General features: G+C 66.6%; 27 protein-coding genes and 1 pseudogene. 13 read left to right on the forward strand and 15 right to left on the reverse strand.

Annotated elements, in window-relative coordinates:
• Positions 1–185: 185 nt before the first annotated feature.
• Positions 186–1,044: pseudogene (locus tag MTAB308_RS16155) on the forward strand (LLM class F420-dependent oxidoreductase).
• Positions 1,045–1,060: 16 nt separating this feature from the next.
• On the opposite strand, the gene MTAB308_RS16160 reads toward MTAB308_RS16155, so the two are convergent.
• On the reverse strand, positions 1,061–1,579 hold the full coding sequence (locus MTAB308_RS16160) for a phenolic acid decarboxylase (RefSeq protein WP_077100466.1): 519 nt from the start codon (positions 1,577–1,579) through the stop codon (positions 1,061–1,063).
• Positions 1,580–1,615: 36 nt separating this feature from the next.
• A complete protein-coding gene (gene trhA / locus MTAB308_RS16165; RefSeq protein WP_083746566.1) occupies positions 1,616–2,260 on the reverse strand; it encodes a PAQR family membrane homeostasis protein TrhA in 645 nt (214 codons plus the stop codon).
• Between the two features lie 260 nt (positions 2,261–2,520).
• Here trhA and MTAB308_RS29325 point away from each other — a divergent pair, with 260 nt between their 5' ends.
• The 7 genes from MTAB308_RS29325 to MTAB308_RS16200 all read left to right on the forward strand — a co-directional run bounded on the left by MTAB308_RS29325 (position 2,521) and on the right by MTAB308_RS16200 (position 7,940).
• Positions 2,521–2,688: a hypothetical protein gene (locus MTAB308_RS29325; protein WP_173842192.1), complete on the forward strand. Its 168-nt coding sequence runs from the start codon at positions 2,521–2,523 to the stop codon at positions 2,686–2,688.
• Positions 2,689–2,725: 37 nt separating this feature from the next.
• Entirely contained in the window at positions 2,726–4,186 is a 1,461-nt protein-coding gene (locus tag MTAB308_RS16175) for a phospholipase D-like domain-containing protein (RefSeq protein ID WP_077100468.1), read from the forward strand.
• 88 nt (positions 4,187–4,274) lie between these two features.
• Positions 4,275–4,913, forward strand: a complete 639-nt coding sequence (locus tag MTAB308_RS16180) for an NAD(P)-dependent oxidoreductase (RefSeq protein WP_077100469.1) — start codon at positions 4,275–4,277, stop codon at positions 4,911–4,913.
• A 79-nt stretch (positions 4,914–4,992) separates the two neighbouring features.
• Positions 4,993–5,466 carry a MarR family winged helix-turn-helix transcriptional regulator gene (locus MTAB308_RS16185; protein WP_077100470.1) on the forward strand — a complete coding sequence of 158 codons (474 nt, stop codon included), beginning with the start codon at positions 4,993–4,995 and terminating at the stop codon, positions 5,464–5,466.
• A 138-nt stretch (positions 5,467–5,604) separates the two neighbouring features.
• Complete coding sequence (locus MTAB308_RS16190; protein ID WP_077104422.1) at positions 5,605–5,973, forward strand: DoxX family protein; 369 nt, start codon at positions 5,605–5,607, stop codon at positions 5,971–5,973.
• 9 nt (positions 5,974–5,982) lie between these two features.
• Positions 5,983–6,405: a hypothetical protein gene (locus MTAB308_RS16195; RefSeq protein WP_173842193.1), complete on the forward strand. Its 423-nt coding sequence runs from the start codon at positions 5,983–5,985 to the stop codon at positions 6,403–6,405.
• Positions 6,402–7,940 (forward strand): multicopper oxidase family protein, encoded by a 1,539-nt coding sequence (locus MTAB308_RS16200; RefSeq protein ID WP_077100471.1) that lies wholly within the window; start codon positions 6,402–6,404, stop codon positions 7,938–7,940. Before MTAB308_RS16195 ends, MTAB308_RS16200 begins: the two co-directional genes overlap by 4 nt.
• Before the next feature lie 14 nt (positions 7,941–7,954).
• Here MTAB308_RS16200 and MTAB308_RS16205 read toward each other — a convergent pair whose 3' ends face one another.
• Positions 7,955–8,428, reverse strand: a complete 474-nt coding sequence (locus tag MTAB308_RS16205; protein WP_077100472.1) for a GtrA family protein — start codon at positions 8,426–8,428, stop codon at positions 7,955–7,957.
• Between the two features lie 210 nt (positions 8,429–8,638).
• Here MTAB308_RS16205 and MTAB308_RS28905 point away from each other — a divergent pair, with 210 nt between their 5' ends.
• Complete coding sequence (locus MTAB308_RS28905; protein WP_157900955.1) at positions 8,639–8,920, forward strand: nucleotidyl cyclase domain-containing protein; 282 nt, start codon at positions 8,639–8,641, stop codon at positions 8,918–8,920.
• A 3-nt stretch (positions 8,921–8,923) separates the two neighbouring features.
• On the opposite strand, the gene MTAB308_RS16215 is transcribed toward MTAB308_RS28905, so the two are convergent.
• Positions 8,924–9,538, reverse strand: coding sequence for a hypothetical protein (locus tag MTAB308_RS16215; RefSeq protein ID WP_077100474.1), 615 nt, complete (start codon positions 9,536–9,538; stop codon positions 8,924–8,926).
• Between the two features lie 180 nt (positions 9,539–9,718).
• Positions 9,719–10,084, reverse strand: coding sequence for a hypothetical protein (locus tag MTAB308_RS16220; RefSeq protein ID WP_083746567.1), 366 nt, complete (start codon positions 10,082–10,084; stop codon positions 9,719–9,721).
• A gap of 173 nt (positions 10,085–10,257) precedes the next feature.
• Here MTAB308_RS16220 and MTAB308_RS16225 point away from each other — a divergent pair, with 173 nt between their 5' ends.
• Positions 10,258–11,289, forward strand: coding sequence for a fused (3R)-hydroxyacyl-ACP dehydratase subunits HadA/HadB (locus tag MTAB308_RS16225; protein WP_077100476.1), 1,032 nt, complete (start codon positions 10,258–10,260; stop codon positions 11,287–11,289).
• A gap of 58 nt (positions 11,290–11,347) precedes the next feature.
• Here the strand turns inward: MTAB308_RS16225 and MTAB308_RS16230 are convergent, their stop codons facing one another.
• From MTAB308_RS16230 to MTAB308_RS16280, 10 genes are all read right to left on the reverse strand, one after another.
• Positions 11,348–12,172, reverse strand: a complete 825-nt coding sequence (locus MTAB308_RS16230) for a serine hydrolase (protein ID WP_157900956.1) — start codon at positions 12,170–12,172, stop codon at positions 11,348–11,350.
• Between the two features lie 122 nt (positions 12,173–12,294).
• Positions 12,295–15,378 (reverse strand): replicative DNA helicase, encoded by a 3,084-nt coding sequence (locus MTAB308_RS16235; protein WP_077100477.1) that lies wholly within the window; start codon positions 15,376–15,378, stop codon positions 12,295–12,297.
• Positions 15,379–15,912: 534 nt separating this feature from the next.
• Positions 15,913–16,371: a 50S ribosomal protein L9 gene (gene rplI / locus MTAB308_RS16245; RefSeq protein WP_077100478.1), complete on the reverse strand. Its 459-nt coding sequence runs from the start codon at positions 16,369–16,371 to the stop codon at positions 15,913–15,915.
• Positions 16,372–16,401: 30 nt separating this feature from the next.
• Positions 16,402–16,656 (reverse strand): 30S ribosomal protein S18, encoded by a 255-nt coding sequence (rpsR, locus tag MTAB308_RS16250; protein ID WP_067875512.1) that lies wholly within the window; start codon positions 16,654–16,656, stop codon positions 16,402–16,404.
• Between the two features lie 42 nt (positions 16,657–16,698).
• Entirely contained in the window at positions 16,699–17,217 is a 519-nt protein-coding gene (locus MTAB308_RS16255; protein WP_077100479.1) for a single-stranded DNA-binding protein, read from the reverse strand.
• Between the two features lie 98 nt (positions 17,218–17,315).
• Positions 17,316–17,606 (reverse strand): 30S ribosomal protein S6, encoded by a 291-nt coding sequence (gene rpsF / locus MTAB308_RS16260; protein WP_061557737.1) that lies wholly within the window; start codon positions 17,604–17,606, stop codon positions 17,316–17,318.
• Between the two features lie 117 nt (positions 17,607–17,723).
• Positions 17,724–18,374: a DJ-1/PfpI family protein gene (locus MTAB308_RS16265; RefSeq protein WP_077100480.1), complete on the reverse strand. Its 651-nt coding sequence runs from the start codon at positions 18,372–18,374 to the stop codon at positions 17,724–17,726.
• On the reverse strand, positions 18,371–20,020 hold the full coding sequence (locus tag MTAB308_RS16270; protein WP_077100481.1) for a glycosyltransferase family 87 protein: 1,650 nt from the start codon (positions 20,018–20,020) through the stop codon (positions 18,371–18,373). The genes MTAB308_RS16265 and MTAB308_RS16270 overlap by 4 nt, the downstream gene beginning before the upstream one ends.
• The gene (locus MTAB308_RS16275) at positions 20,017–22,482 is read right to left on the reverse strand and encodes a transglycosylase domain-containing protein (protein ID WP_245831522.1); all 2,466 of its coding nucleotides are present in this window, start codon (positions 22,480–22,482) and stop codon (positions 20,017–20,019) included. The genes MTAB308_RS16270 and MTAB308_RS16275 overlap by 4 nt, the downstream gene beginning before the upstream one ends.
• Before the next feature lie 151 nt (positions 22,483–22,633).
• Positions 22,634–23,056 (reverse strand): DUF5318 domain-containing protein, encoded by a 423-nt coding sequence (locus MTAB308_RS16280; RefSeq protein WP_077100483.1) that lies wholly within the window; start codon positions 23,054–23,056, stop codon positions 22,634–22,636.
• A gap of 124 nt (positions 23,057–23,180) precedes the next feature.
• Here MTAB308_RS16280 and MTAB308_RS16285 point away from each other — a divergent pair, with 124 nt between their 5' ends.
• The 3 genes from MTAB308_RS16285 (at position 23,181) to MTAB308_RS16295 (ending at position 25,930) form a co-directional block, all read left to right on the forward strand.
• Positions 23,181–24,062, forward strand: a complete 882-nt coding sequence (locus tag MTAB308_RS16285; RefSeq protein ID WP_077104425.1) for a DUF1707 SHOCT-like domain-containing protein — start codon at positions 23,181–23,183, stop codon at positions 24,060–24,062.
• A gap of 157 nt (positions 24,063–24,219) precedes the next feature.
• Positions 24,220–24,762 carry a PadR family transcriptional regulator gene (locus MTAB308_RS16290; RefSeq protein ID WP_068236160.1) on the forward strand — a complete coding sequence of 181 codons (543 nt, stop codon included), beginning with the start codon at positions 24,220–24,222 and terminating at the stop codon, positions 24,760–24,762.
• A gap of 61 nt (positions 24,763–24,823) precedes the next feature.
• Positions 24,824–25,930 (forward strand): inositol-3-phosphate synthase, encoded by a 1,107-nt coding sequence (locus tag MTAB308_RS16295; protein WP_077100484.1) that lies wholly within the window; start codon positions 24,824–24,826, stop codon positions 25,928–25,930.
• The last annotated feature ends 73 nt before the right edge of the window (positions 25,931–26,003 follow it).

Consider the following 26,003-nt stretch of genomic DNA (forward strand, 5'->3'; position numbering starts at 1 on the left):
GTCGATCCAAGGGCGGAACGCAGGCCGCCGACTTCGCGACCGTCCACTCGGCCGGGTACCCACACCCTCGCCCAGTCATGCGTACCGGCGGTACCGGGTTCCCTGGCAGTTCCCTGTGAACGTGTGTTTACTGGATTGGTCGCGGAGCGCGGAAGCAATCGGGGCGGGACTCGGTTGAACGCTCCGTGCGCATAGGAGTCGTGTTCCCGCAGACCGAGCTTGGTGGAGACCCCGCGGCGGTGCGTGCCTACGGGCAGCGCGTCGAGGAGCTGGGCTTCACCCACATCCTGGCCTACGACCATGTCGTAGGCGCCGACCCGGCGGTGCACCGGGGCTGGCAGGGCCCCTACGACATCGACTCGACGTTTCACGAGCCGTTCGTGATGTTCGGGCTACCTGGCCGCGGTCACCTCGCTCGAACTCGTCACCGGCGTGATCATCCTGCCGCAGCGGCAGTCGGTGTTGGTGGCCAAGCAGGCGGCCGAGGTCGATCTGCTCACCAACGGGCGGTTTCGCCTCGGCATCGGGTTGGGATGGAACGCCGTTGAATACGAGGCGCTCGGCGAGGACTTCCGCAACCGGGGCAAACGCTCCGAGGAGCAGGTGCAGGTGATGCGCAGGCTATGGACCGAACGCTCGGTCACCTTTGCGGGCGAGTACCACACCGTGACCGCAGCCGGCCTGGCCCCGATGCCGACCCAGCGTCCGATCCCGGTGTGGTTCGGCGCCGCTTCGGACCGCGCCTACGAACGCGCGGGACGGCTCGGCGACGGCTGGTTCCCGATGATGGAGCCCGGGCCCGGCCTCGACTACGCGCGTACGCAGGTGGAGCGCGCGGCGGCGGCCGCGGGCCGCGACGTCGGCGGCCTCGGGATGGAAGGCCGGGTCAGCTGGACCGGCGACCCCGACAAGGCCGCCGCCGACATCGCCGCCTGGCGGGCCGCCGGGGCCACCCACCTCTCGGTGAACACCATGAACGCCGGTTTGGCGACCGTCGACGACCACCTCGCGGCGTTGGAGCGGGTCGCTGCCGACCTGAAGTAGCGCGGGTTTCGGTCCGTCAGCCGGTGCGGTCGGACCACCCCGGGGGCAGGTCCTGGGGAGCGGTGTCGACGACGGTCTCGTCGTCGACACCGACGTATTCGAACAGGGTGATGTAGGCGAATTCGGGGACTTCGTAGATGGGGTAGGTGGGCCCCTCGTCACGGTAGGCCCGCATCTCGTCGAGGTGCTCGTTTTGGAAGCAGACGGTGCGCTCACCGTGCATGCGGATCCACTGCGGGAAGAAGATCACGCCGTGTAGGCGACGCTTGGCGGGCAGGATGTTGACGGCCACGCAGGTCCCCGTCGGCTCGGTCCAGGAGACCTTGAAGCTGTCTTCGTCGAGCTGGACCAGGTGGACCCGCTGGCCCTTGACCCAACGGCCCCCGACATGTCCGGAGTGGATGCGGTAGTCGATGGTGGTGGCGTTCTTGACATACATCTCGTACTGCCACCCGTTGGCATACGTGTAGATGAAGCGGTGTCCGACGATTCCCGAAAGGTCTTGTGGCGGAATCGGGTTGGTGACGCTGGTCATTGCCATCCGACCAGCTTATCGGCGAGCGGATTGGTTCTAGAAGACGACGAACCAGATGGCGATGTATTGGCAGACGGCCGCGAGCGCCGTGCACGCGTGAAAGAACTCGTGGTAGCCGAACGTCGTCGGCCAAGGGTCGGGCCAGCGCAGCCCGTAAAACAGCGCACCGATGCTGTACAGCGCGCCGCCCGCGGCCAGCAACACCGTCGCGGCCAGCCCGGCGTTGTGCAGGATCAATCCGGTGTACCAGACCGCCACCCAGCCCAGCAGCAGGTAGAGCGCCACACCCGCCCAGCGCGGAGCCGTCGGCCAGAACAGCGTCAGCGCGATTCCGGCCAGCGCCCCGCCCCAGACGATCGCGAGCACCACGTATCCGGTCCCCCGGGGCATCGCCAACCTGGCGAAAGGCGTATAGGTCCCGGCGATCAGCACGAAGATCATCGAGTGGTCGAGCCGCCTCATCCACGTCCGCAACGCCGCGGACTCCCAGTGGACACGGTGATAAATCGCACTGACGCCAAACATCGCCACGATCGCCAGGGCGTATGTCAGCGTCGAGTGCCCTGCCCGCTTGGAGGCCTCCGCCCACGACACCACCACCAACGGCGCCCCCGCTACGACGGCGGCGACGGCGCAGTATTGATGGATCCAGCCCCGCATGCGTGGCTTGCCCAGGACCATGTCGGCAACGGCGGCCGGTGCGCTCAATGTCCCTCCCGCTCCAGGCAATCCGCGTTAAGTGCTGCCATCAAGGCGAAGCAGCGCCCGCCCACATCATTTCGCCGCACCCTGTGGAAGCGCTTTGTGCCATCTGTGAGCAGCGTGTACCGGGGAGTTAGCGGTCGCCGGCGACCGTGCGTTCCGCCACGTTCCGTTTCGAATGGTGCGATTCGGGAGATCCTGTGTGAAAAGCAGGGTTGAAGCTCTCAAGGAGATGTCGCGTGGATCAGCAAGTCAACATCGACCCGCCGCCCGCGCCCGAAGACGCGAGGAAGGCGACCGCGGAGCAACGCGAACTGCAGGAAAAGCTGGAGCACCAAAACGACGACCCGCGGGGACCCGGATTGCATCAGACCCGGCACGACCTCCCCGACGAGAGCACGCGATAACGCCGCGGCCCGGGTCGGGTCCGCTGGCCGGCTTGATATGCAAGACGATTCCGTGCTGATCGCCGGTCGGACATGCTGGCGTGTCGAGTGCGCTGATCAGGCGGGCTTGATCGTCGACGCCGCCGACTATTTCCGGCACGTGAAGGCGGCGATGCTGCGCGCCAGGCGGCGAATCATGCTGGTCGGGTGGGACTTCGACACCAGGACGACATTCGAACGGGGCGGCAAGAAACTCGCCGGCCCCAACCAGCTGGGCGCCTTTCTCTACTGGCTGCTCTGGCGAAAGCCGGACCTCGAGATCCACGTGCTGAAGTCCAATCTGCGCCTGCTGCCGGTGTTCGACGGCATCTGGTACGGCGTTACCCCGGTGTCGGTGGTGAATCGGCTCAGCAGCAAGCGGTTACGCCTTGCCATTGACGGGGCCCGGCCGACCGGCTCCGTCCACCACCAGAAGCTGGTGGTCGTCGACGACGTCTTGGCGTTCTGCGGGGGCATCGACCTGACGCTGGATCGCTGGGACACCCCGGAACACAAGCACCACAACCGGTTTCGCCGCGCGCTTGGCCGCAGCTACGGTCCGCGACACGAGGTCGCGGCCGCGGTGGACGGTGCCGCGGCGACCGCGCTCGCCGACGTCGCCCGGGATAGGTGGCGAACCGCGACCGGCCAGTCGCTGGACCCGATTGACGGCGCCCATGCCATTTGGCCGTCCGGCCTGCAGCCGCTCCTGCGCGAGGTCGACGTCGGCATCGCGCGCACGTTGCCCACGCTGCACGATCGTCACGAGGTTCGCGAGGTGGAGGCCCTCAACCTTGCGGCGATCGCCGCGGCACGCCACACCATCTACTTGGAGAACCAGTATCTGGCGTCCCGGCAGGTGGTCGAGGCGCTGGCCGACCGGCTCGGCGAACGCGATGGTCCGGAGGTCGTCATCGTCCTTCCTCGCAGGGGGTTGAACCGCCTGGAGCGGGAGACGATGGATGGCGCGCGCCACCGGCTGATCCAACGGCTCTGGGCCGCCGATGCTCATCGTCGATTGGGCGTTTACTGGCCAGAGACCGACGGCGGGTCAGCCATCTACGTTCACTCGAAGGTTCTGATCGTCGACGACAGGCTGTTGCGCGTCGGTTCCTCGAATTTCAACAACAGGTCGCTGGGCTTCGACAGCGAATGCGACGTCGCCATCGAAGCCGAGCCGAACGCCGAAGCGCATCAACATATCCGGCGGGCCATCACGGCGGTGCGGCACCAACTGGTGTGCGAACATCTGGGCGCGCCGACGGACGAGTTCGAGCGGACGATGCATCGTCAAGGCAACTCCTTCTTGCAGGCCGTGGAGGCGCTGCGCGGACAGGGCAAGACGCTGCGGCGGTTCACCAGCCGGGCCGTGGCCAACGAGGGCAGCCCGCTGGCCGAGAACGACCTGATGGATCCCGACCACGTCCCGGAATCGCTGGCCCGCAGCATGCGGAGGTTGGTGACGCGACTGTCGCGGTGATGGCCGACCGTCTATATGCCTGACCAATGATTATCATGTATCGTGACAATCATCGATCAGAGGCATGGGCTCGAGGAGGCGGTCTGCGATGGAAGTTACGGTGTTCGGAGCCACCGGCGGTGTCGGCAAGGAGCTCGTCAAGCAATGCCTGCAACGCGGTTACGTCGTCTCCGCGGTCGTCCGCGACGCCCGGCGCCTACCGCTGACGGATCCCGGGCTGCGGGTCGTGACGGTTGCCGCGCTCGACGACCCCGGCACGCTGATTCCCGTGATCCGCGGCAGCGACGCCGTGCTGTCGGCCTTGGGCCCGCACGGGCGAAAGGACGGACCCGTCGTCTCGTCCAGCACCCGCGCCATCCTGTCCGCCATGGACGCGTGCTCGACACGGCGCTTCGTCGGCGTCAGCGCTACCCCCGTCGGCCCGGTGGCCGAGGGCGAGGGCCTGCTTAACCGTTGGCTCCTACTGCCCGTCGTGAAATCCGTGTTCCGAAACGTCTACGCCGACCTCGCGGAGATGGAAGCGATATTGGAGCGCAGCGACGTCGATTGGACGGTCGTGCGCCCGCCCCGGCTCGTGGACAAGCCCATCACCGGGCGCTATCGAACCGCTCTGGGCGCCAACGTCGCCCGTGGTTCGGCGATTTCGCGGTCCGACGTCGCCCACGCCATGCTCGAGGCCCTGGCGGCACCGCAGACATTCCGACAAGCGGTCGGCGTCGCCTATTGACCCGGGTTCCGGGCCCCGCATAGGCACCACACGCGACTATCCAAGCTTGTGACAATCCCCGCCGATGTAGCCTTGGCCGATGAGTGAGCAGCGCGCCGGTATCGCCGAACTCGACGAACGCATCCCGTTTCTGCTGGCGCAGCTGGGCTCCCACATCAGCAGCGACTTCCAGCGCCGACTGGCGCCGATCGGGGCCGACCCGCGCACCTACGCGGTGTTGGTGGCACTGGCCAGCGACGACGGTCAGTCGCAGCGCCAGCTCTCCGAACGCCTCGGCATTCACCGCAACGCCATGGTCACCGTGATCGACAACCTCGAACAGCGGGGGCTGGCCAAGCGGCTGCCCCATCCGGAAGACCGGCGCGCGGTCGCGGTAACCCTGACGGCCAAGGCCCGCCGCCTGCTGCCGGCCCTGCACGAGCAGGGCCGCAGCATCGAGGACCAGATCACTGCACCGCTGTCACCCAAAGAACGCGCCACGCTGCGCCGGCTCCTGCAACGCGTCGCCGCCGGAGCGGGGCTTATCCCGGGAGTGCACCCGCAGCTGGCGTGATCGCCTGCGGCTTGCCATCCACGCACGAAAGATCGCCGGCCCTGGCGATTTGGCTCGGTGATTGCATCCGCCAGCCCTCTTGGCACGGCCCATGATTGTCATATATCGTGATAATCATCCGTTGTGATTGGAGGCGCCGTGCACACTACATACCTCGTCGTGACGTACATCGCGATCGCGTTCGACGGATTCTCCGGTATCGCGGCGCTGGTTCACTTCGCGCCGATCCTGCCCGGGATGGCCAGCGCGGGCGTGCCGGTGTCTTGGCTGAGGTTCCCCATCGGAACCCTGAAGACGCTCGGCACCGCGGGACTCATCGTCGGCCTGTGGGTGCCGCCCATCGGGATCGCCGCTGCCGCAGGCCTGGTCGTCTTCTTCGTGTGCGCCGTGTACACCCACGTGCTCGCCAACGACATAACGGGCCAAATGATGTTCGGCGGATTCCTACTGGCGCTCAACTGCGCCGCGCTGGCGGTCGCGATCGCAGCCCATCCGGCGGTCCTGTGAGGAACTGACATGGGTAACGCAGCGAGCACCGCCGCCCGTCCGCCCCTGCTGCTGGCGCGCGGCAGCACCGCGCTGTTGGCCCTGCTGGCGGTGACGCAGGCGATCTTGGCCGGCAACTTCCTCGGCGGGCAGTATGACGCGCTGATGTGGCACGCGATCGGGGCCCGGGCGATCACCATCGCCTCCGCGGCCCAGATCGCGGTCCTGGCATGGGTCTGGCGCGCCGGCGGCCCGCGCGGACCCTTCTTCGCGGGCGTGGTCCAAACGTTGCTGCTGGTCGCCGAATTCGCCACCGGCGAACTGCATTCCGCCGCGGTGCACGTGCCCCTCGGTGTCCTGCTGGTCGCCGGCATCGTACAGCTCACGGCGACGGTGTGGCGTACCCCGCTGCCGGCGCGCCCGGTCGCTGCCGACGTCGCGGTGACGCCGTGAAGCGCCGCACCATGCTGCGCATGGGCCTGGCCACGGCGGGCGTCGGCATCCTCGGCGCCGGATGGCCGGCGGTGCAGACGGCGCTGGGGCCGGCCGAGCCAGGCAGGCTGCTGCGCAGCCGGGCGCCGCTGCCGCCGCCCTACCAGGTGCCGCTGCCGATACCGAAACAGCTCACACCGGTCGCCAGCGACGCCACGACCGACTACTACATGATCACGCAGCAGGTAGCCGACCTCGCCATACTCCCCGGACTCGCCACACCTGCCTGGACCTATGGCGGCACGTTCCCCGGCCCCACGATCGTGTCGCGCTCGGGCCGGACGACCGTGGTCCGCCACGACAACGCGCTGCCCGTGCCGGTCGTCGTGCACCTGCATGGGGGCCACACGCCGCCGGACAGCGACGGTTATCCGCTCGACCTCATCGCGCCGCGATCCACCGAGGAGACCCACGGCGGCATGCCCGCCGACATGGGGCGCAACGTCGTAGTGGGACAACGGGAATACGTCTACCCGATGCGACAGCGGGCGGCGACGCTGTGGTATCACGACCATCGCATGGGCTCCACAGGGCCGGCGGTGTGGCGGGGGCTCGCCGGTTTCCACCTCGTCCGCGACGACGAGGAGGACGGACTCCCCCTCCCGAAAGGTCCCCGTGACATCCCCTTGATGATTGCCGACCGGTCGTTTGCCGCCGACGGCTCGTTCCAGTACCCCGCCACCGACGGCGCCGCCGTGGCCGCGCCCTACATGAACGGCGTCCTGGGGGACGTCGTTCTGGTCAACGGGGCTCCATGGCCGGTACTCGAAACCGACCCGGCGCGGTATCGATTCCGTATACTCAACGCGTCCAACGCCCGTCGCTACCGGCTGCAGCTTGATCCGCAACCGGCCGGCGGATCGGGGTTCATCCAAATCGGCAGTGACGGTGGCCTTCTCCCGAGCCCGGTGAGCCACGACGCCGTCGACATCGCACCGGCGGAGCGCTTCGACGTCATCGTCGATTTCTCGCGGTATCGGCCCGGCACCCGGGTACGCCTCGTGAACGCGCTCGGAACAGGGTCCGCCGCAGAGGTACTGCGCTTCGATGTCGTCGGCACGGATCGATCCGACGAATCGGCCGTTCCCTCGCGCCTCAGCGACAGCTTCCGGCCACTGGACCGCCGCGGCGCGACCGCCACCCGCACATTCCTCTTCGGGCAAGGCCGCGACGGCATGTGGACAATCAACCACAAGCCCTATAAGCCCGGCGATCCGCTCGCGACGCCTCGGCTCGGCGACGTGGAGATCTGGCGCTTCATCACCGATATTCGGCACCCGGTCCACGTACACCTCAACCACTTTCAAGTCCTGTCACGCGACAACAAGCCACCCGGTCCATACGATCGCGGATGGAAAGACACCGTGGACGTCGCCCCCTCGGAGGCGGTCGAGGTCATCGTTCGATTCAATGACTATCGCGGCACCTATCTCGTTCATTGCCACAACCTCGAGCACGAGGACATGGCCATGATGGCCGATTTCGTCACCGTCTGACGGATCCGGCGCATTCAGCGCCGGAAGACAACCCACCGCAGCGCGCTGTACATGTACGCGGCCTCGCACATGCCGGCCACCAGTCGCGACAACTGGTATTGCAGGCCGAGGGCCGTCAACGCCGTGGACACCCCGAGGATGAACGCCAGGTAATTGACGACGACGACCACGGCGTAGACCACAACCTGTGGTCCGACCGGTGCGTGGGATCGAAAGTTGAAGGTGCGGTTGAGTGCGTAGCTCAGGGTGAAGGCCGTCGCGTACGCGATGGTGACGGCGACCGGAACCGGAAAACCCAGACCACTGCGCAGACCCGTGAGGATCGCCAGATCGACGCCGAAGGTGACGCCGTTGATGATGCAGAAGCCCAGGAATGTCGGCGCGACGACCGATCCGAGCCCCCACGGAAGCCGCTCGACGACTGCCTCGCAGAACCGATGGAATCGCTCGACCGGCCGTGACCGACTGGCACGCAATTCGGCTCGCATACGGGTACGGTCCCACGGCCAGGTATCCACCGTGTGATCGGTAAGCCAACTCTCCGCCGAACATGACGCGGGCCCGGGCTGAAAATTCGAAGGGCCCCTCGTTTTCGAGGAGCTCACTAGCATGCGACGACGGTTTGTCGTCCGCGCCGTTGAATTGTGCGGTCGAGGAGAGGGCCACGGGCGTCGAAATATGCACTGGATCGTCGTGTGGTGGCGTCAACCCGGGACGGCCAGGATGCCCGCACTCCGCACCAACCACGTGGCCGCCGCCATCGACGCGTCACCCGCCGCGGCGATGCGGGCGGCGCACAACCCCGCGGTACGGCGAGCTTGGGCGTCAGCACCATCCGGCTGTTGCCGGAACGGGAAACCCCCGACCGGCAACTCGTCGAACGCCTCGTGGAGGCCGCAGACTGCGCGATGTACGAGGCGAAACGCGCTGGGGGCAAACAGGTTCGGCACGCCGACATCCCGGTGCCGCCCGGCCGCTGACGTTTAGTCGTGGTTGCGGGCCTCGCCCACGAGATTGATGGCGTGGTAGCTCTTGCCCCGGCCGCTCGCGGCCGGACCGGCGATGATCATCGCCGCGTCAACCGGTGTCGACCATGCGGTGTCGGCGCCGGTGAAACAGACGCTGGGAACCAGCAGAGTCGCGGTGACCGCCTTCGCACCCGCCCCCTTGAGCTTGACCATCACACAGCGGCCGTCAAGATCGGGCACATCGCCGGTACGGACGTCGGTGTGGTAGAAGTCCAGTGAACGATCCCCGTCGGAATACCACAGGATCCGCTCGTTCTTGAGGTCACCGAACGTGAAGTACGCGAGCGTTATGCCCCCTCCGGTGAGGTCGTATCGCAAGGCTTCCATCGCCGCCTTCGAGTTGCTCGCCGGCTCTATCACCGCGAACTTGGCTCCCGACAGTTCGAGCAGCCCGATCAGATCGGCGAGCTTTTGTTGGTATGCCTCTTCTGACAGGTCGTTCGAGTAGACGATATGCGTGCGAGCGCCGACGGCGATGGTCGTCTTGTACTCGACGACGTCGGCTCCGCCAGGCTTGGTGATGGTGGCCGGCAAGCCGTAGAAGCCCATTTCGGAGACGACGGCACGCATCCGGCGGGCGGAGCCTTGCGGCACTCCCGCTATGTCGACGGGCCCGAGCCTCTCGGCTCGCCCTATCCAACCCCCGCACCGTTCGATCGTGACTTCCATCGCCGCCCTTCCGCCGCGGTACCGGACGCGAACAGCGTGTCAGCTGCGAGGGCCCCACCGCATGCGTAGTCGACTACTCGATCAACTCGTCTTCCGTTGCCGCGCCGTTCCCACCCGCATCAGACGCTCCCAGAAATCGTCCAGCTCGACCTGGACCGGCTGACGTGGCCTACGGGGGTGAAACCGGGCCTTCGCATAGGTCTCGGGGCAGGAAAATTTATGCAACCGTAAACAACTCGAGGGCCAACGCTTTTCGCGGGTGCAATCGAGGTCGACGACGACGAGCGTGCGACGATCGATCGCAAAGCGATTGCCCTCGTAGCTTTCTGCTGTGGGGAACATCTCGGCATCGAACAATCCCCAACCGCCATAGGCCGTCTGCAGCCACACCGTCTCTGCACCACAATGGCCGCACGGCGCGATCGCTGACGGTTGTTCCCAGGTCACAGCCCGAAGTGTAAAGAGCTATACCGACGGCGACCGTCTGACACGCGCGGCCGCGACGGTCGCGGCGAAACGGGCCCGCGAAGCGCATCGGCGTGTTTTGCTCCGGTTTCCGCACGTTAGTGTGCTTGGGTCGGCCTCATCGAAACAAGCCGATAGAAAAGTTGAGCAAATTGATGACCGCAGCTACAGAAGCGTCGGCACTCGAATCGCGGGTCGGCCATTACTACCAGATGGACGGCACCTACGTGGTCGGCCGCGAGAAGGTTCGCGAATACGCCCGCGCGGTGCAGGACTATCACCCCGCGCACTGGGATGTCGCCGCCGCCGCTGAACTGGGCTACTCCGGCCTGGTGGCGCCGCTGACGTTTACGTCAGTTCCCGGCATGATGTGCAATCGCCGGATGTTCGAATCGGTGGTCGTGGGCTACGACACCTACCTGCAGACCGAGGAAGTTTTCGAGCAGCACCGCCCGATCGTGGCCGGCGACGAATTGCGCATCGACGTCGAGCTGTCGTCGGTACGCAGGACCGCCGGGAGAGATTTCATCACTGTCACCAACACCTTCACCGACACCGAAGGCGAGCGGGTACACACCCTGCACACCACCGTCGTCGGCATCACGGCCGAAGACATCGATCCGGCGATCAAGTCGGCCGTCCCGAAAATCATGATGCACGACGTGGACCTCCTCGCCATCGCCGAATCGGACGCCGTGTATGAGAAGGCCGTGCGCCCCGATGGTGAGGTGCGGATCGCCCAAGGAGGCACCACCCGAACCCCGGGGACGCGCTCCTTCGAGGACGTCTCGGTCGGCGACCAGCTGCCGGCGCACCATGCCCGACTGTCGCGCGGCGACCTGGTGAACTACGCGGGCGTAGCCGGCGACGCCAATCCGATCCACTGGGACGAGGGCATCGCCAAGCTGGCCGGGCTGCCCGACGTGATCGCCCACGGGATGCTCACCATGGGGTTGGGCGCCGGGTTCGCCTCCGCGTGGTCAGGCGACCCCGGTGCCGTAACCCGCTACACGGTGCGGCTGTCCCAGCCGGCGATCGTGTCGGCCGCCGAGGGCGCGGACATCGAGTACAGCGGCCGGGTCAAGTCGCTGGACCCGGCGACCCGCAGCGGTGTCATCATCGTCGGCGCCAAGGCCGGTGACCAGAAAATCTTCGGCATGGCGACGCTGAACATTCGCTTCCGCTGACCTGACGGCGCTCGGCGCGTTGCCGTTCCGCTGAAACACGGCGTCCTTCGGATCGTGTTCACGAAGCACTTTCGATAATGGTCCTCAGTGTCATGCCGATGGCACGCATCCCCGACAGCGCCCCGTCTCGGAGGTCAGGGCCCGAGGCATCCCAATTGGCGATCACCGCGTAGTCGAACCGGACGGATTCTCGCCCGAGCGTCCCAACGTCTGCTCGGACCCCCGCGTCGGCACCAGTCTTGTTGCGAACAAAGAAGTCTCGATCCGACGGCGCATGGGCCAGCGGATCGAACCCGAATGCGCCCGAGACCATGGATAGGTCTACGCACGTTGCCAGCCAGTGGTTCACCTGTTGCGAAACCGCGGGAGATAGCAGCTCGTTGCGGGCCAGCCGACCCATCAGACCCGACAACTCGGATGCCGAGCCGGTAGACAGTGTCGCGGGGTCAGCTGGGCCCCGGTGATCCCTGACGTAGTCGAGCAACGCGGTGTGGACCAAGCCGAGGGATTCGGCGAGGTGGCGAACCTTGCGCAAGCCCACGCGCTTCAGCAGGACATTTGTCGCCAAGTTGTCGCTGACGCTGGAAACCAGAACGCAGAGATCCCGGACAGACAACCCCTCGACGTCGAGGTGCTGCCAGATGCCCGAATCGGCGACCAAGAGCCCCGGATCCCGGCCGAGCACGGTGGCGCCGCTGAGCTCGCCCTCTGCGCACTGCCGTGCGACCTCGACGAGTAGCAGCAGCTTGCCGATGCTCGCCGTCTTCATCGGACGATCGGCGTTACCGCGGCCTACTTCGTGACCCGTGGCATTCCGGATGCAAACCGACCAATCGATGTTGGCGCTCGTACCAACGACATCGTCGATCGTTTGCTGGAGCACCTCTCGCCTTTGAGGTGATGGCGTGGGAATTTCTGTGGACATCGTTGTCCTGACTAAGACGTCTTATCGACGAGGGCAATCCCGCTTATCAAGCTTGGTTACATCTCGACAGCAGTTATCCGTCACCTCGCCATGTTGGCGAAGCGCGACAGGTGCAGCTGGTGCGCAACGGTCACCGTCTTGGTCGGGCCGTTGCGGTGTTTGGCGAGAATGAAATCCGCCTCTCCGCCTCGCGGATCGTCACGTTCGAACGCGTCCGGCCGGTGCAGCAGGATGACGACGTCGGCATCTTGTTCTAAACTATTATGCAGATTAATCCCGTTTGCGACGAAATTATGTGTCCCACTTACAGTTCCGTCATAAACGTCCTGTTCACCCATGCTGGTGATTTCGACGATTCGATCCCAAAAGACGTCGCTGGTCGCTAATGCATGGATTTCGGTGTCGTCAAGCGTCGCCGCCAGCCTATGGAGCAGTGACCGGCCTGGCGGATGTCGCAGCCGGGAGTCGCAGAATTGGGTCTTCATAGCGACTCTGAGCTCCCCGCCCGAAAAAGTCTTCCGCGCTACAACTTCCCGGACTTTGCCCCAAACCTCAACGGGTACCGTGTCTGCACCGGGGCGCCGGATGCGCGACTGCAGCTGTTGCAGGACATATTCCGCAGACTTGCCACGCGCGCCGTGGACACCGATCTTGGTCAAGAACGCCGTTTGGTTCCCCGCCCTGTCAATCCACAAGTGCCAGCATGCTCGGTAATTCGCCTTGCGCACCTGCGTGACCCTGCTTTGAACACCGAGACGTAAGAGCAATTGGGCAACATCGTCGATGAGGCGTCGGCTCGTTGACGCGTAATAGATCCGCCCGAGACCAACCTTGGCATCCCACCGCACCGATCCGTCGGTGGCCCACAGGTGACGCAGGAACAGTGCCACCTGGTCGTTGGGTGCACGAAAGACGGCTTCTGGCACGAACTTCTCGTAACTGCGCTTCCCAAATAAGCCAAGCCCGTCGAGCCAGGCGGCAATCGGGTTGCGCCGGCCACGCGCCAGCCGATCCGGCGAGGGCAACCGAAGCGTAGTCACGCGCGCCGCCGGATACTCGTCGCGAACCGCGGTCACACCGAAGTGCGCGGCCGAGACCGTCACCTCGACGAGGTTGGCCTCGTCGACTGACGCATAGCGGATCGGCTGGCGCTTCACGCACGATCCGTCGCCGATCATGTGGGCGAGCAGAATGACCTCCGACTCGTCCATCCGTTGCGTGTCGACCGGCTCGGGAACGCGGCGCGGTGCCGCGATGCGATCGCCAACCTCGAGCTGCTCCAGCGGAGTCCAGCCGTCGAGTTTCCTAAAGGGATGGTTGCCGGTCGCCTCAACCTCGCGGCCCGAGGCCAACCGAAGACGGAACACTTCCTTGCGGCCGCTCGGGAACACGTTCGTCATCGGCCGCGCGACCATCCGCAGCCGCTCGTCGAGTGACCACACCAGGGGACGTTCGCCGGTCCGCATGAGCTCACCAAACGTGACCTCGGCGCCGCTGTCGGCGCGCAAGATCCGCGTCGCCGCCGTGAGGCACCCCGACTCGCGAAGGTCGGCCAGCATTGGCTTCTTGTCGGTGCGCTGCTCGGGGCCACGGTTGAGCTGGCTGATCGCGACCACCGGAACCTCGAGCTCCTTAGCCAAAAGCTTGAGGTGCCTTGAGAATTCGGATACTTCCACCTGGCGCGACTCGTGCTTCTTGCCCGATGTCATCAACTGCATGTAGTCGATCACAATGAGCCGCAGGTCGGCCTTCTGCCGCAGCCGGCGCGCCTTGGCGCGGATTTCCATCATGGTCAGGTTGGGCGAGTCGTCGATATACAGTGGGGCTTCGCTGATTTCGCTCATCCGCCGCGCCAGCCGGGTCCAGTCATCGTCGCTCATCCGCCCCGACCGCATGTCGGCAAGCTTGATCTTCGCCTCGGCGGACAGCAGCCGCATCACGATCTCTGACTTGCTCATCTCCAGCGAGAAGATGACGCTGGCCAGGCGGTTCTTGATCGAACACGAGCGCATGAAGTCCAGGCCCAGGGTCGAGTTGTGGGTCGGCACCATTCCTGGACCTGCCAGGTACAGGCGTGCGGCATTGTCCACCTCGACACAGCGCACGGGAACGCTATCCACACGTCGCACGGATTCGACCTGCAGTACTGGAGCCAACAGGGCCGTGGTGATCCCGCGCTCGGCAGATCGCATCGCTGATCCGGCCGCTGCGATGGTGTCCCAACCGCGCCGCAACCGTGACGACGTCCGGATGCCGCGCGTGGTAGGCCATTGGTGCTGGGCATCGGCGACAATGACCGTGCCGTCTGAGAATTCGATCTCATAGCACGGGTGGCCCAACATGACCTCGGTCGCGGCCACCACTCGCGTCGGCACTCCGTCCGCATCGAGCAACTCGTCACCGACGGCGACGTCGCCCATCGTCGTCCAGCCAGCCGGCGTCGGCAGGGGAGTATTCAACGCGAGCGCCTTGCCCACGCCAGGCCGTGCCGCCACGATGATCATCTGCCCGGGATGCAGGCCGTTGGTCACCTCGTCGAGTTCGGTGAAGCCGGTCGGCACGCCGCGTGAGACACCGCCGCTGGAGGCGATGGCATCGATCTCGTCCATCGTCGGCTGCAGCAGGTCCTCGAGCGGGACGAAGTCCTCGGAGAGCCGGCGGTCGGCGACATCGTAGATCTCGGCCTGCGCGCGGTCGACGATCTCGGCCACGTCGGCGCCCTCGGCACCCGCGTAGCCGTACTGCACCACCCGGGTCCCGGCCTCCACCAGCCGGCGCAGCAGCGCCTTCTCCGCGACGATGCCCGCGTAGTAGCCCGCGTTGGCGGCCGTGGGCACCGTCGAGATCAGGGTGTGCAGGTACGGTGCCCCGCCGATGCGGCGCAGCAGGCTGCGGCGGTCCAGTTCGGCGGCCACCGTCACCGCGTCGGCCGGCTCGCCGCGCCCGTAGAGATCGAGGATCGCGTCGTAGATGTTCTGGTGCGCGGGGCGGTAGAAGTCGCCCGGCCGCAGCCGTTCCAGCACGTCGGCGATGGCGTCCTTGCTCAACAGCATTCCGCCCAGCACCGACTGCTCCGCGGCGAGATCCTGCGGGGGCTGCCGACCGAACTCCTCGCTCGGCGGCGACGAATCCATGCCAGACGTCACGTCATCGACGACCGCCACGGACTCCCACCTCCCCTAGCACGAGTACCCGAACATACATTCGATAGCCGACATTCCGAGCTTAAGCCAAGGCGCCGACACCTGACGACCACATGCCACCGTTGTCGGACCGCGCCGGGACGACGGTAAACGTTGCTGGCCAGTACTTAAAGGGGCGGCTGTTCATAACGCTGTGCATCGTGTGTGCATATCCTTCGACACCTGTGTTGAGCGGGGTGTGGAGAACCTGTGGATTAATTCGTGGCGCTGTGACATCTCTGCTGATAAGGGTCGTACAACTCGCCCCGTTTCGTGTGGACAAGAATCTCTACGGCGTGTCGGCGCAGGTTACTGCGTCGGGCGTGTTGGCTTTCGGCCATATTTTCGCCGCGTTACGAGGTGGTTAATGGCCACCCTGGGCCGGGGCGTGGAAATAGTTCGCCAGCCGAGGTGCCCGGACTGACTTTGAAGTCAGGAGGAAGCGCGGGTCACGCGCGCGAAACCGGGCGGCGGCCGCACTGCGGCCGCCGCCTCAAGAGAGCAAACGCTACTTAGTTAGCTGTCCGCGACGACGTCAACGGAAACCTCGACGTCGACCTCCGGGTGCAGGTGCACCGACACGCGATGCTGGCCGAGGGCCTTGATGTGGGACTTGGGCAACCGGACGGTCCGCTTGTCGAGGTTGGGCCCGCCGGCCTTTTTGATGGCCGTCACGATGTCGCCGGCGGTCACCGAGCCGAACAGCTTGCCGGAGTCGCCGGCAGCCTTCACGGGCAGCGCAACCGGACCCAGCGCGTCGATCGCCGACTTGATCTCGTTGGCGTGCTCGAGGTCGCGCACCATCTTGGTCTCGCGGGCCCGCCGGATCTCGTCCGCCTGCTTCTGCGCGCCGCGGGAGGCGAGGATCGCCAGGCCGCGCGGCAGCAGGAAGTTGCGGCCGTACCCGTCCTTCACTTCGACCGCGTCGCCGACCGTCCCGAGGTGGTCGACGTCGGCCGTCAGAATCAGCTTCATCGTTGGTACTTTCCGTTGGTCGTTCGGCGGCTAACGCGCCGAAGAGGTGAAGGGCAGCAGGGCCACCTCGCGGGCGTTCTTCACCGCGGTCGCGATGTCACGCTGGTGCTGCACGCAGTTGCCGGTGACACGACGCGCCCGGATCTTGCCGCGCTCACTGATGTAAGTGCGCAGCAACGCGGTGTCCTTGTAGTCGATGGATTGCTCTTTTTTCGCGCAGAAGACGCACTTGCGCGCCTTGACCGGCTTTTCGGGAGCCGGGCGCCGCTTGTTGGACTTGGCCATGTCTGTCTTTCTTTCCGTTTACTACTGGTCTGAAGTTTGGGGTTAGAAGGGGGGCTCGTCGTCGCCGCCACCGAATGACCCCGATGCCGGGGCGCTACCCCACGGGTCATCGCCGGACGCGGCGGCCGGTTGCGCCGGGGCCGGCGCCGGGCGAGAGCCCCCGCCGCCGCCGAAGCCGCCGCCCCCGCCGCCGCTGCGGCTGGCCTTGTTGACCTTGGCGGTGGCGTACCGAAGCGAGGGGCCGATCTCGTCGACCTCGACCTCGACGACGGTGCGCTTTTCGCCCTCACGCGTCTCGAAGGAACGCTGCTTGAGCCGACCGGTGACGATCACCCGAGCACCGCGAGTGAGGCTTTCCGCGACGTTCTCGGCGGCCTCCCGCCAGATGTTGCAGCGCAGGAAGAGGGCCTCGCCGTCCTTCCATTCCCCGCTCTGCCGGTCGTAGATCCGCGGCGTCGACGCCACGGTGAAGTTCGCCACGGCAGCACCCGAGGGAGTGAACCGCAGTTCGGGGTCCGCAGTCAGGTTGCCGACAACGGTGATAGTGGTGTCACCAGCCACAATTTCCTCCTCGGTCCGCCATCTCGGGGTGCAGCGCACGCGCGATCGTCATGAGCGTAGTCTCGCCGAGCCTACGCAGCGCCGACGACAATCGGCACTCAGTGCTTGTCGGTGCGCATCACCTTGGTGCGCAGCACCGACTCGTTGAGGCTCAGCTGCCGGTCGAGCTCGGATACCGTCGCCGGCTCGGCCTTCAGGTCGACGACGACGTAGATGCCCTCGGCGTGCTTGGCGATCTCGTAGGCCAACCGGCGTTTCCCCCAGATGTCGACCTTGTCGACGCTTCCGCCGTCCTTGCGGACGACGTTGAGGAACGTCTCCAAGGACGGAGCAACGGTGCGTTCGTCGAGCGTGGGGTCAAGAATGACCATGATTTCGTATGGACGCATGGAAACCTCACCACCTCCTCTGGTCTCAAGCGGCCACGGTCGGTCCGTGGCAGGAGGGTCGCCTGCGTCGGCAACCGCCCCAGGGTACCGGACGCGGGGCCGGCCCAGGAAATCCGCTTACCGGCGGGCTCTGAGGTACTCGTTCGCCCTTGCCACGGTGGCGTGGTCGGCCTTGCCGAGCGCGCCGGCGTCGAACGGCGGCTGCGGGTCGTATTCGATAAGCAGCTGGGCGGCCTGCGCGGCCTCGCGGTCGACCAGGAGCTCGACCAGTCGCAGGGCCATGTCGATGCCACTGGACACACCCGCGGCGGTGATGAGGCGCTGGGGTAAGTGCTCGACGACGCGCGTCGGGACGTAGCGCGCGCCCAACTCGTTGAGCAGGTCCGCGGCCCGCCAGTGGGTCGTCGCGGTGAGCCCGTCGAGCAGGCCGGCGGCGGCCAGCAACAGCGCGCCGGTGCACACCGAGGTGGTGAACGTGGTGTTGGGGTGCACCGATTGCAGCCACCCGCGGATGGCCTCTCCCGTCGCGTCGCGGATCAGCTTGCGGGTTCCGATGCCGCCGGGAACCACCACCACGTCGGGGGCCCCGATCTCGTCGAAGGTGGCGTCGCAGGCGAGGCCGAGCCTGCCGTTCTCGGTGCGCACCTCCCCTCGGCGGTGCCCCACGAACACGACGTCGATCGACGGAATCTGTTGCAGCACTTCGTAGGGGCCCACGGCGTCGAGCGCCGTGAACCGATCGAACAGCGGGATCGCGACGAGGGTCATGGTTGCCGCACCGCCGCCGCTTCGCTGTCGGTTTCGGGCGCCGGCACGTCCGCGCGCCGCAGCCCGGGTGGCCGGAGCCGCTCCGGCAACCAACCGGGCGGCGCGTCGGAGGCGCGGTCGAACGGGCCGCCCGCCGGATCGTCCACGCGGCCGCCCCAGCGCACCAGGTCCTCCTCGGGCCGATAGATCTGCCGGAGCACCAGCGCACACAGCGCCACCACCGCGGCGTCGCGCAGCATTACCGTCGTGGTGAAGACCTGCTCCGGCAGCCCGCGGTTCGGGTTGCCGTACAAGTAATACATCCGCGGCACCCACACCAGTGCGTCAATCGTCATCCAGGCCAACAGGATTCGGCGATGCGGCAACGCCAGCACGGCGAGCGGCACCAGCCATAGCGAAAACTGGGGGCTCCAGACCTTGTTGGTCAACAGGAAGGCGGCCACCACCAAAAATGCCAGCTGCGTCAGCCGCGGGCGCCGCGGCGCGGTGAGCGCGACGTATGCGATCGCCACGCAGCACCCGACGAACGTCACCGCGACCACCGTGTTCAATACTGTCGGCGGCTGCCAGAAGCCCAGCTTGGGATCGAAACCCCGCCAGCCGGTGAACGATTTCACCACGTTGTACAGCGAGTCGATGTCGTCGCCGCGTCGGGTGTTGAGCCGGAAGAACTCGGACCAACCGCGCGGGAAGAGCACCAACACGGGAAGATTCACCAACAGCCAGGTCGCCGCGGCCGTCCCCGCGGTGCGCGCGAGGGCGCGGAGGCGACCGGTACGCACGCCCAGCACCAACATCGGCCCCAAAAACAGCAATGGATACAGCTTGGCGGCGGCGCCCAATCCGATCAGCACACCGGCGAGCACGGGTTTACGCCGAGCCCAGGCCAGCAGACCGCCCATCGCGAAAGCCGTTGCCAGGGCATCGAAATTGGTGAAAATCTGAAAGATCACCAGCGGCGAGGCGGCCACCAGGGCCGCGTCCCAGATGCGCCGGCCCGACAGGCCCGCGGTCGCCCACACGGTGCCCAGCCAGGCCAACGCCAACCCGAATGCCGCGACGTTGAAAAACATCACCACCTCGGCGACCACCGGCAGCGGGACGAGCTTGCTCAGCGCGGTGTAGGTCTTGGCCAGCGCCATCGACGCGTACTGGTACCCACCGGTCAGCACCGGATATTCCATGTAGCGCACCGCGGGCCGACCGTCGTAGCGGGTCTGGGGAGCGCCGCTGGCGTCGGTTTCGATCCAACTCGACTTGTACGGAAACTTGCCCTGGCTCAACAACTCCGCGCCGTAGAGGGGCACGGTGTCGGAGTAGCACAACTCGTAGTAGGCGCGTTGGTTCTCCCAGTTGGCGACGCGTTGATCGCCCGTCCCGGTGCCGGTGCTCTGCAGACATGCCGCCTTGGTCGACCAGCCGAGCGCCAGGAACACCAACGCGATCAGGAACATCACCCGCACCGGGGTCATTACCCGGGTTCGGCCGATCAGCGCGTGCCGGCCCACCGGGCCGCCGCCGGCCTCCGCGAGCGCCGCGCCCAGAAAATCGGTGCGGCTTGGGCAATCGCGGTTGTCGACGCTGCGCAGATCGCCCGCCAACGGCTGCGGTGAGATGGTGGCGCTCTGCTGGCGAGCGCCGGTCACGGCGGCGGCGGGGGCGCTTGCGGGCCGCCCGGTGGGACGCCGGGGGATTGCGGCCCGCCCGGCTGTTCGCCGCCCGGCGCATTGCCGCCGGGCGGCGGCGGCGGCGCGTTGGTGATCGTCGTCGGCGGACCGACCGGGATGGTGATGCCCGGCGCCACCTCGATCGTGGGCTGTATAACGGTCACCTGTGGCGGCGCGGCCGGCGGGGGCGGCGCCGCGGGCACGCCCGCGTACCCACCGATCTCGCTCGGCTTGGGGAAGCTCTCGTTGGAGCTGCCCTTCAGGGCGCCGTCCATGGTCGACTTCCAAATGTCCGATGGCAGCCCCGAACCGTAAACCTCTGCGCCCGAGGCGGTTACGAGCGGCACATTGTCTTGGACAGTGCCCACCCACACCGCTGTCGACAGCGACGGCGTGTATCCGACCATCCAGGCGTCCTTGTTGGCCTGGGTGTCGCCCAACTGCACCGTCCCCGTTTTGGCCGCCGACGGACGCCCGCCTGCCAGGCTGTGGCCGCGCGAGTACGCGGCGATCGGCTGCATCGCCGCGGTGACGTTGTCCGCGACGCCCTTGTCGATGCGGTTCTCGCCGCTGTTGTCGGAGTTGCCGGCGTCGAAAAGCACCTGGCCCTCCGCATTGACGACCTTTTGCACGAGATGCGGCCGGTGATAGACGCCGGACGCGGCCAGCGTGGCATACGCCGAGGCCATGTCGATCGGCCGGGTTTGGTACTGCCCCAGCACAATTCCGTTGTTGGGCGGGCCGCCCTTGCCGTCCTCGGACAGCGTGTGCGCGACGCCGGGGAAGCTCGTCGCAATCCCGGCCTGGTGCGCGGCATCCGCGACGGCCTGCGGTCCGCCCTTCAGCTTGAGCATCAGCCGGTAGTAGGCGGTGTTGAGTGAAAGCTTCAGCGCCTCGGCGATATTGCAGGTCCCGCAGTTCTCGCCGTCGACGTTGGTGATCTTGATCCCGTCGACGGTGAGCGGTGAGCTGTCAACCTGATAGCCCAGGCCGATGCCTTGTTCCAGCGCCGCCACCAAGGCGAACACCTTGAACGACGACCCGGTCTGCAGCCCGGCCTGGGCGAAGTCGAAACCGTTGGCGTCGGAGCCGCCGTAGTAGGCACGTATCGCGCCGTTATGCGGATCGATGGAAACAACGGCGGACCGCATGTCGGGGTCCTGCCCGTCGAGGTATTTCGATACCGACTTCTCGGTGGCCTGCTGGGCCTTCGGGTCGATCGTCGTGGTGACCTGCAGACCTTGGGTGTTCAGCGTCTGCTCATCGATGTTGAAGAGCTCCATCAGCTCTTTGGCCACCTGCCGCTCGATCAGCCCGTTGGGGCCGGTGGTCTGGTTCTGCGCGCGGGCCTGGTCGGGTGGCAGGGTCACCGGGAATACTTGCGCCGCACGGTCGCCCGGGGACAGCGCCTTGGTTTCCACCATGCCGTCGAGCACCCAGTTCCACCGCTCCGCGGCCCCCTTCGGGTCGACGGCCGGGTCCAGCGAGGACGGCCGCCGGATCAGCGCAGCCAGCAGCGCCCCCTCCGAGACGGTGAGCTGCTCGACGGGCTTGTCGAAGTAGGCCTTGGCGGCGGCCGAGATGCCGTAGGCGCCCCGGCCGAAGTAGATGATGTTCAGATAGGCCTGCAAGACATCGTCTTTGGACCACTCCCCCGCCATCTTGGTGGCGATGACCAATTCCTTGGCCTTGCGCATCAGACCGCTGAACCCGTGCTGCGCCGAACCGACGAGCGCGTTCTTCACGTATTGCTGGGTGATCGTCGATCCGCCCTGCAGGTCACCGCCGCCGAACAGGTCGTTGTTCACCGCACGCGCGAAACCGCTGAACGAGATACCGGGGTTCGAATAGAAGTTGCGGTCCTCCGCGGCGATCACCGCTTGGCGCACATGCACGGGCACCTGGCTGATGTTGACGTCAACCCGATTGCCTTCGGGGGGAACGATCTTCGCGATCTGGGAGCCGTCGCTGGCCAGGATCGTCGACACCTGGTTGGTGCGGATGTTGCCCGGCTTGGGGACGTCGACGATGAAGTACGCCATCGCGAAGGTGACGATCGGCAACAGGACCAGGGCCGCCAGCGTGAGGTAGGCCGCGCGGCGCACCCACAGCCAGTTGATCTGGTCGACCCAGCTCCAGTCGATTCCCGGCCGGGGAGCTCGGTCACCGGGTCCGCCGGATCCGGCGGGCGGTTGCGGTGGCGGCGGTGGCGGCCCGTCGGGTGGGCGGCGCCCGAGCATCGGCGCGTCGCGCCGCGCGGACGCAGAAGTCGCCCGCCCGTCCAGCGCCGCCTTCACCTCGTCGAGCGGGTCGCGCTCCGGCGGCGCCGACGCGGGACTGCCCAGTGCCGCCTTGACCTCCTGGATGGGGTCGGGCCCGCGGGGCGCGCGGTCATCGACGACGGGCGGCAGGATCGTGGTCAACCGGTCGTCGGGGGGCACCGGGCGGCGGCGGCCCGGCCCTGGTGGCGCGTCGCGCCTGTCGGGCCCCGGACGGGCGGGATCGCCGGTCCGGTCGGTGCTCGCGTGCTTGCCCACGCGCTCAGTCGCTGATTCGTTCAGGTCACTGGGCGACTGGTCGTGGCGCCCTTCGTTACTCAATGGCCGTTCGGGCGCCGTTGCGCGCCGTCCGCGTGCGGGTGCCCTTGGGTGGGCGGATCGCACCCATCACGTACGACTTCACGAGATGGTTCCAGCTGCAGGTCCGACACACCTCCACCACGTGCACGGAGAACTCCTCGAAGCGGGTCGCCAACATCACCAACTCTTCGGCGGTGCGAGCCGAGCCCGACACCGCACCCAGGTGGTCACCGAATACCCACGAGACAAGGGTCAGCTGTTCCTTTCGGCAGATCGGGCACATCACCTGGCTCTGTTTGCCGTGAAACTTCGCGGCGCGCAGCAAATATGGGTTGGCGTCACAGACCTCGGACACACCGGTGCGGCCCGAGTACACCTCGGCAAGCAGGGAACGCCGCCGAAGCGCGTAGTCCACCACTTGTCGCTGCAGTCGCACGCTGACCAGAGTACGTGGCCGCCCGCCCCACCGACACGCAACCGAGGCTGTTGCCGGCTCGAGCCGTGGCGATCGACCGTCGCATCCTGTGCCGAACCAGGGCCGCACTTCTACGATCATCGGCGTGGCGAAATTGCCGGCGACCCCGCTCGCGGGTCGAGCGACGAGGACGACCCGTGCCAAAGACACCGACCGCCAGGACACCTGCGCGATTCTCGATATCGCCCTGGGCGACGGCGAGCTGTCCGAGCAAGAGCACCGAGAGCGCGTGAGAGCGGCGACTCAAGCGATCACGCTCGGCGACTTGCAGGACTTGGTGGACGACCTGCAGGGCGGCGGCGCCGCGCTGCCGGCGTGGGCTGCCGGGTCGCGCCCGAAGCTGCCCAAGTCCGGCGGTCGGGGCCTCCTGGCCGCGGCCTTCATCGCTTCGGTATTGCTCGGTGTGCTCATCGGCTGGGGGCTCTACGGCAACACCCGGACGCCGCTGGATCTCACCACCGATCCGGGAGCCAAACCCGACGGGGTCGGCCCGGTGGTCCTGACCCCGCCCACCCAGCTGCATTCCGTGGGCGGCCTGACGGGCTTGCTCGAGCAAACACGCAAAAGGTTCGGAAACGCCATCGGGTTCCGGCTGGTGATCTACCCGACCTATGCGGTGCTCGACCGCCCGGATCCCTCCGACGACCGCCGCGTGCTGGCCTACGATTACCGCGGCGGATGGGCCGATCCGACCAGCTCGGCGAAAAGCTCCGCCGACGGCCCGGTCGCGGTCGACCTGGGCAACTTCGACATCGCCGTGACGGTCGGCATCCTGCGTGGGGCCCCGGAGAGCCTCCACATGAAGCAGTCCGACGTCAAGACCACGTATCTGGTGATCGAACCCGCCACGGACCCGACCACCCCGGGGGCGCTGTCGCTCTCGGTGTACGTCTCGGGCGACTACGGTGGCGGCGATATCGTCTTCGCCGGTGACGGCAGGATCAAGCGGATCAGTCCGCCCTCATAGCCGCTGGTAACGGGACCTATCCCGGACGCGGCGCTGTGACTGATAGCGCACCAACACCAGGTAGTGTTGTGGCGAATATATCGAGGCGATACGATGACGCGAGGCGTCGGACCGTTAAGTCCTCAAGTCACTAGCCATCACAAAAGGGGGTGAATCGATGCTTGAGCTCGCCATCCTGGGCCTTCTGATCGAATCGCCCATGCACGGCTATGAATTGCGGAAGCGGCTGACCGGCCTGCTGGGCGCGTTCCGGGCGTTCTCGTACGGTTCGCTGTACCCGGCGCTGCGGCGCATGCAGGCCGAGGGCCTGATCGCCGAAAATGCGGCGCCGGCCGGCACCCCGGTGCGGCGGGCGCGGCGGGTCTACCAGCTCACCGAGGAGGGCCGCCGGCGCTTCGGGGAACTGGTGGCCGACACCGGACCGCACAACTACACCGACGACGGCTTCGGGGTGCACCTGGCGTTCTTCAACCGGACGCCGGCCGAGGCGCGGATGCGCATCCTGGAAGGTCGCCGTCGCCAGGTTGAAGAGCGGCGGGAGGGCCTGCGCGAAGCAGTGGCGCGGGCCAGTAGCTCGTTCGACCGCTACACCCGGCAGCTTCACCAACTGGGCCTCGAGTCCAGCGAGCGCGAAGTGAAGTGGCTCAACGAGCTCATCGCTGCGGAGCGGGCAATGCCCGGCCTCTCCGAGCAGACGTAAAACCCCCTGCACGAAATCCGATCAGCTGAGACACAAGGTTATGGAGTGAGGAGAACGCCCTATGAGTGACCACAAGCCGTTGGGCGCGCCGGAGGCGCAGACGGACGTACGAGTCGCCATCGTCGGCGTCGGGAACTGCGCGTCTTCGCTGGTTCAGGGCGTGCAGTACTACCTCGACGCCGACGAGAACAGCACCGTGCCCGGCCTGATGCACGTGAAGTTCGGTCAGTACCACGTGCGCGACGTCAAGTTCGTCGCCGCCTTCGACGTGGACGCCAAGAAGGTCGGGTTCGACCTGTCGGAGGCCATCTTCGCGTCGGAGAACAACACCATCAAGATCGCCGACGTGCCGCCCACCAACGTGACGGTGCAGCGCGGCCCGACGCTCGACGGCATCGGCAAGTACTACGCCGACACCATCGAGCTGTCCGACGCCGAGCCCGTGGACGTGGTCAAGGTCCTCCGGGAGAACGAGGTCGACGTGCTGGTGTCCTACCTGCCGGTGGGCTCGGAAGAGGCCGACAAGTTCTACGCCCAGTGCGCGATCGACGCCGGCGTGGCGTTCGTCAACGCACTGCCGGTATTCATCGCCTCGGACCCGGTGTGGGCCAAGAAGTTCGCCGACGCCGGCGTCCCGATCGTCGGTGACGACATCAAGAGCCAGGTCGGGGCCACCATCACCCACCGCGTGATGGCCAAGCTGTTCGAGGACCGCGGCGTGCAGCTCGACCGCACCATGCAGCTCAACGTGGGCGGCAACATGGACTTCCTCAACATGCTCGAGCGCGAGCGGCTGGAGTCCAAGAAGATCTCCAAGACCCAGGCCGTGACGAGCAACCTGCAGCGCGAGTTCAAGACCAAGGACGTGCACATCGGGCCGTCCGACCATGTGGGTTGGCTCGACGACCGCAAGTGGGCCTACGTGCGGCTGGAGGGCCGCGCGTTCGGCGACGTGCCGCTGAACCTGGAGTACAAGCTCGAGGTGTGGGACTCGCCGAACTCCGCCGGCGTCATCATCGACGCGGTGCGCGCGGCCAAGATCGCCAAGGACCGCGGGATCGGCGGCCCGGTGGTCCCGGCGTCGGCCTATTTGATGAAGAGCCCGCCGCAGCAGCTGCCCGACGACGTCGCGCGGACGCAGCTCGAAGAGTTCATCATCGAGGGGTAACTCTCCGATTTCACCGACCGTGGGGTGAGGGACGCGCCAGGCGACCTCGCCCCACGGTCGTCTTCGGAGCCCA

The sequence above is a fragment of the Mycobacterium terramassiliense genome, from assembly GCF_900157385.1.
In the GTDB taxonomy this organism is placed as follows: Bacteria; Actinomycetota; Actinomycetes; order Mycobacteriales; family Mycobacteriaceae; genus Mycobacterium; species Mycobacterium terramassiliense.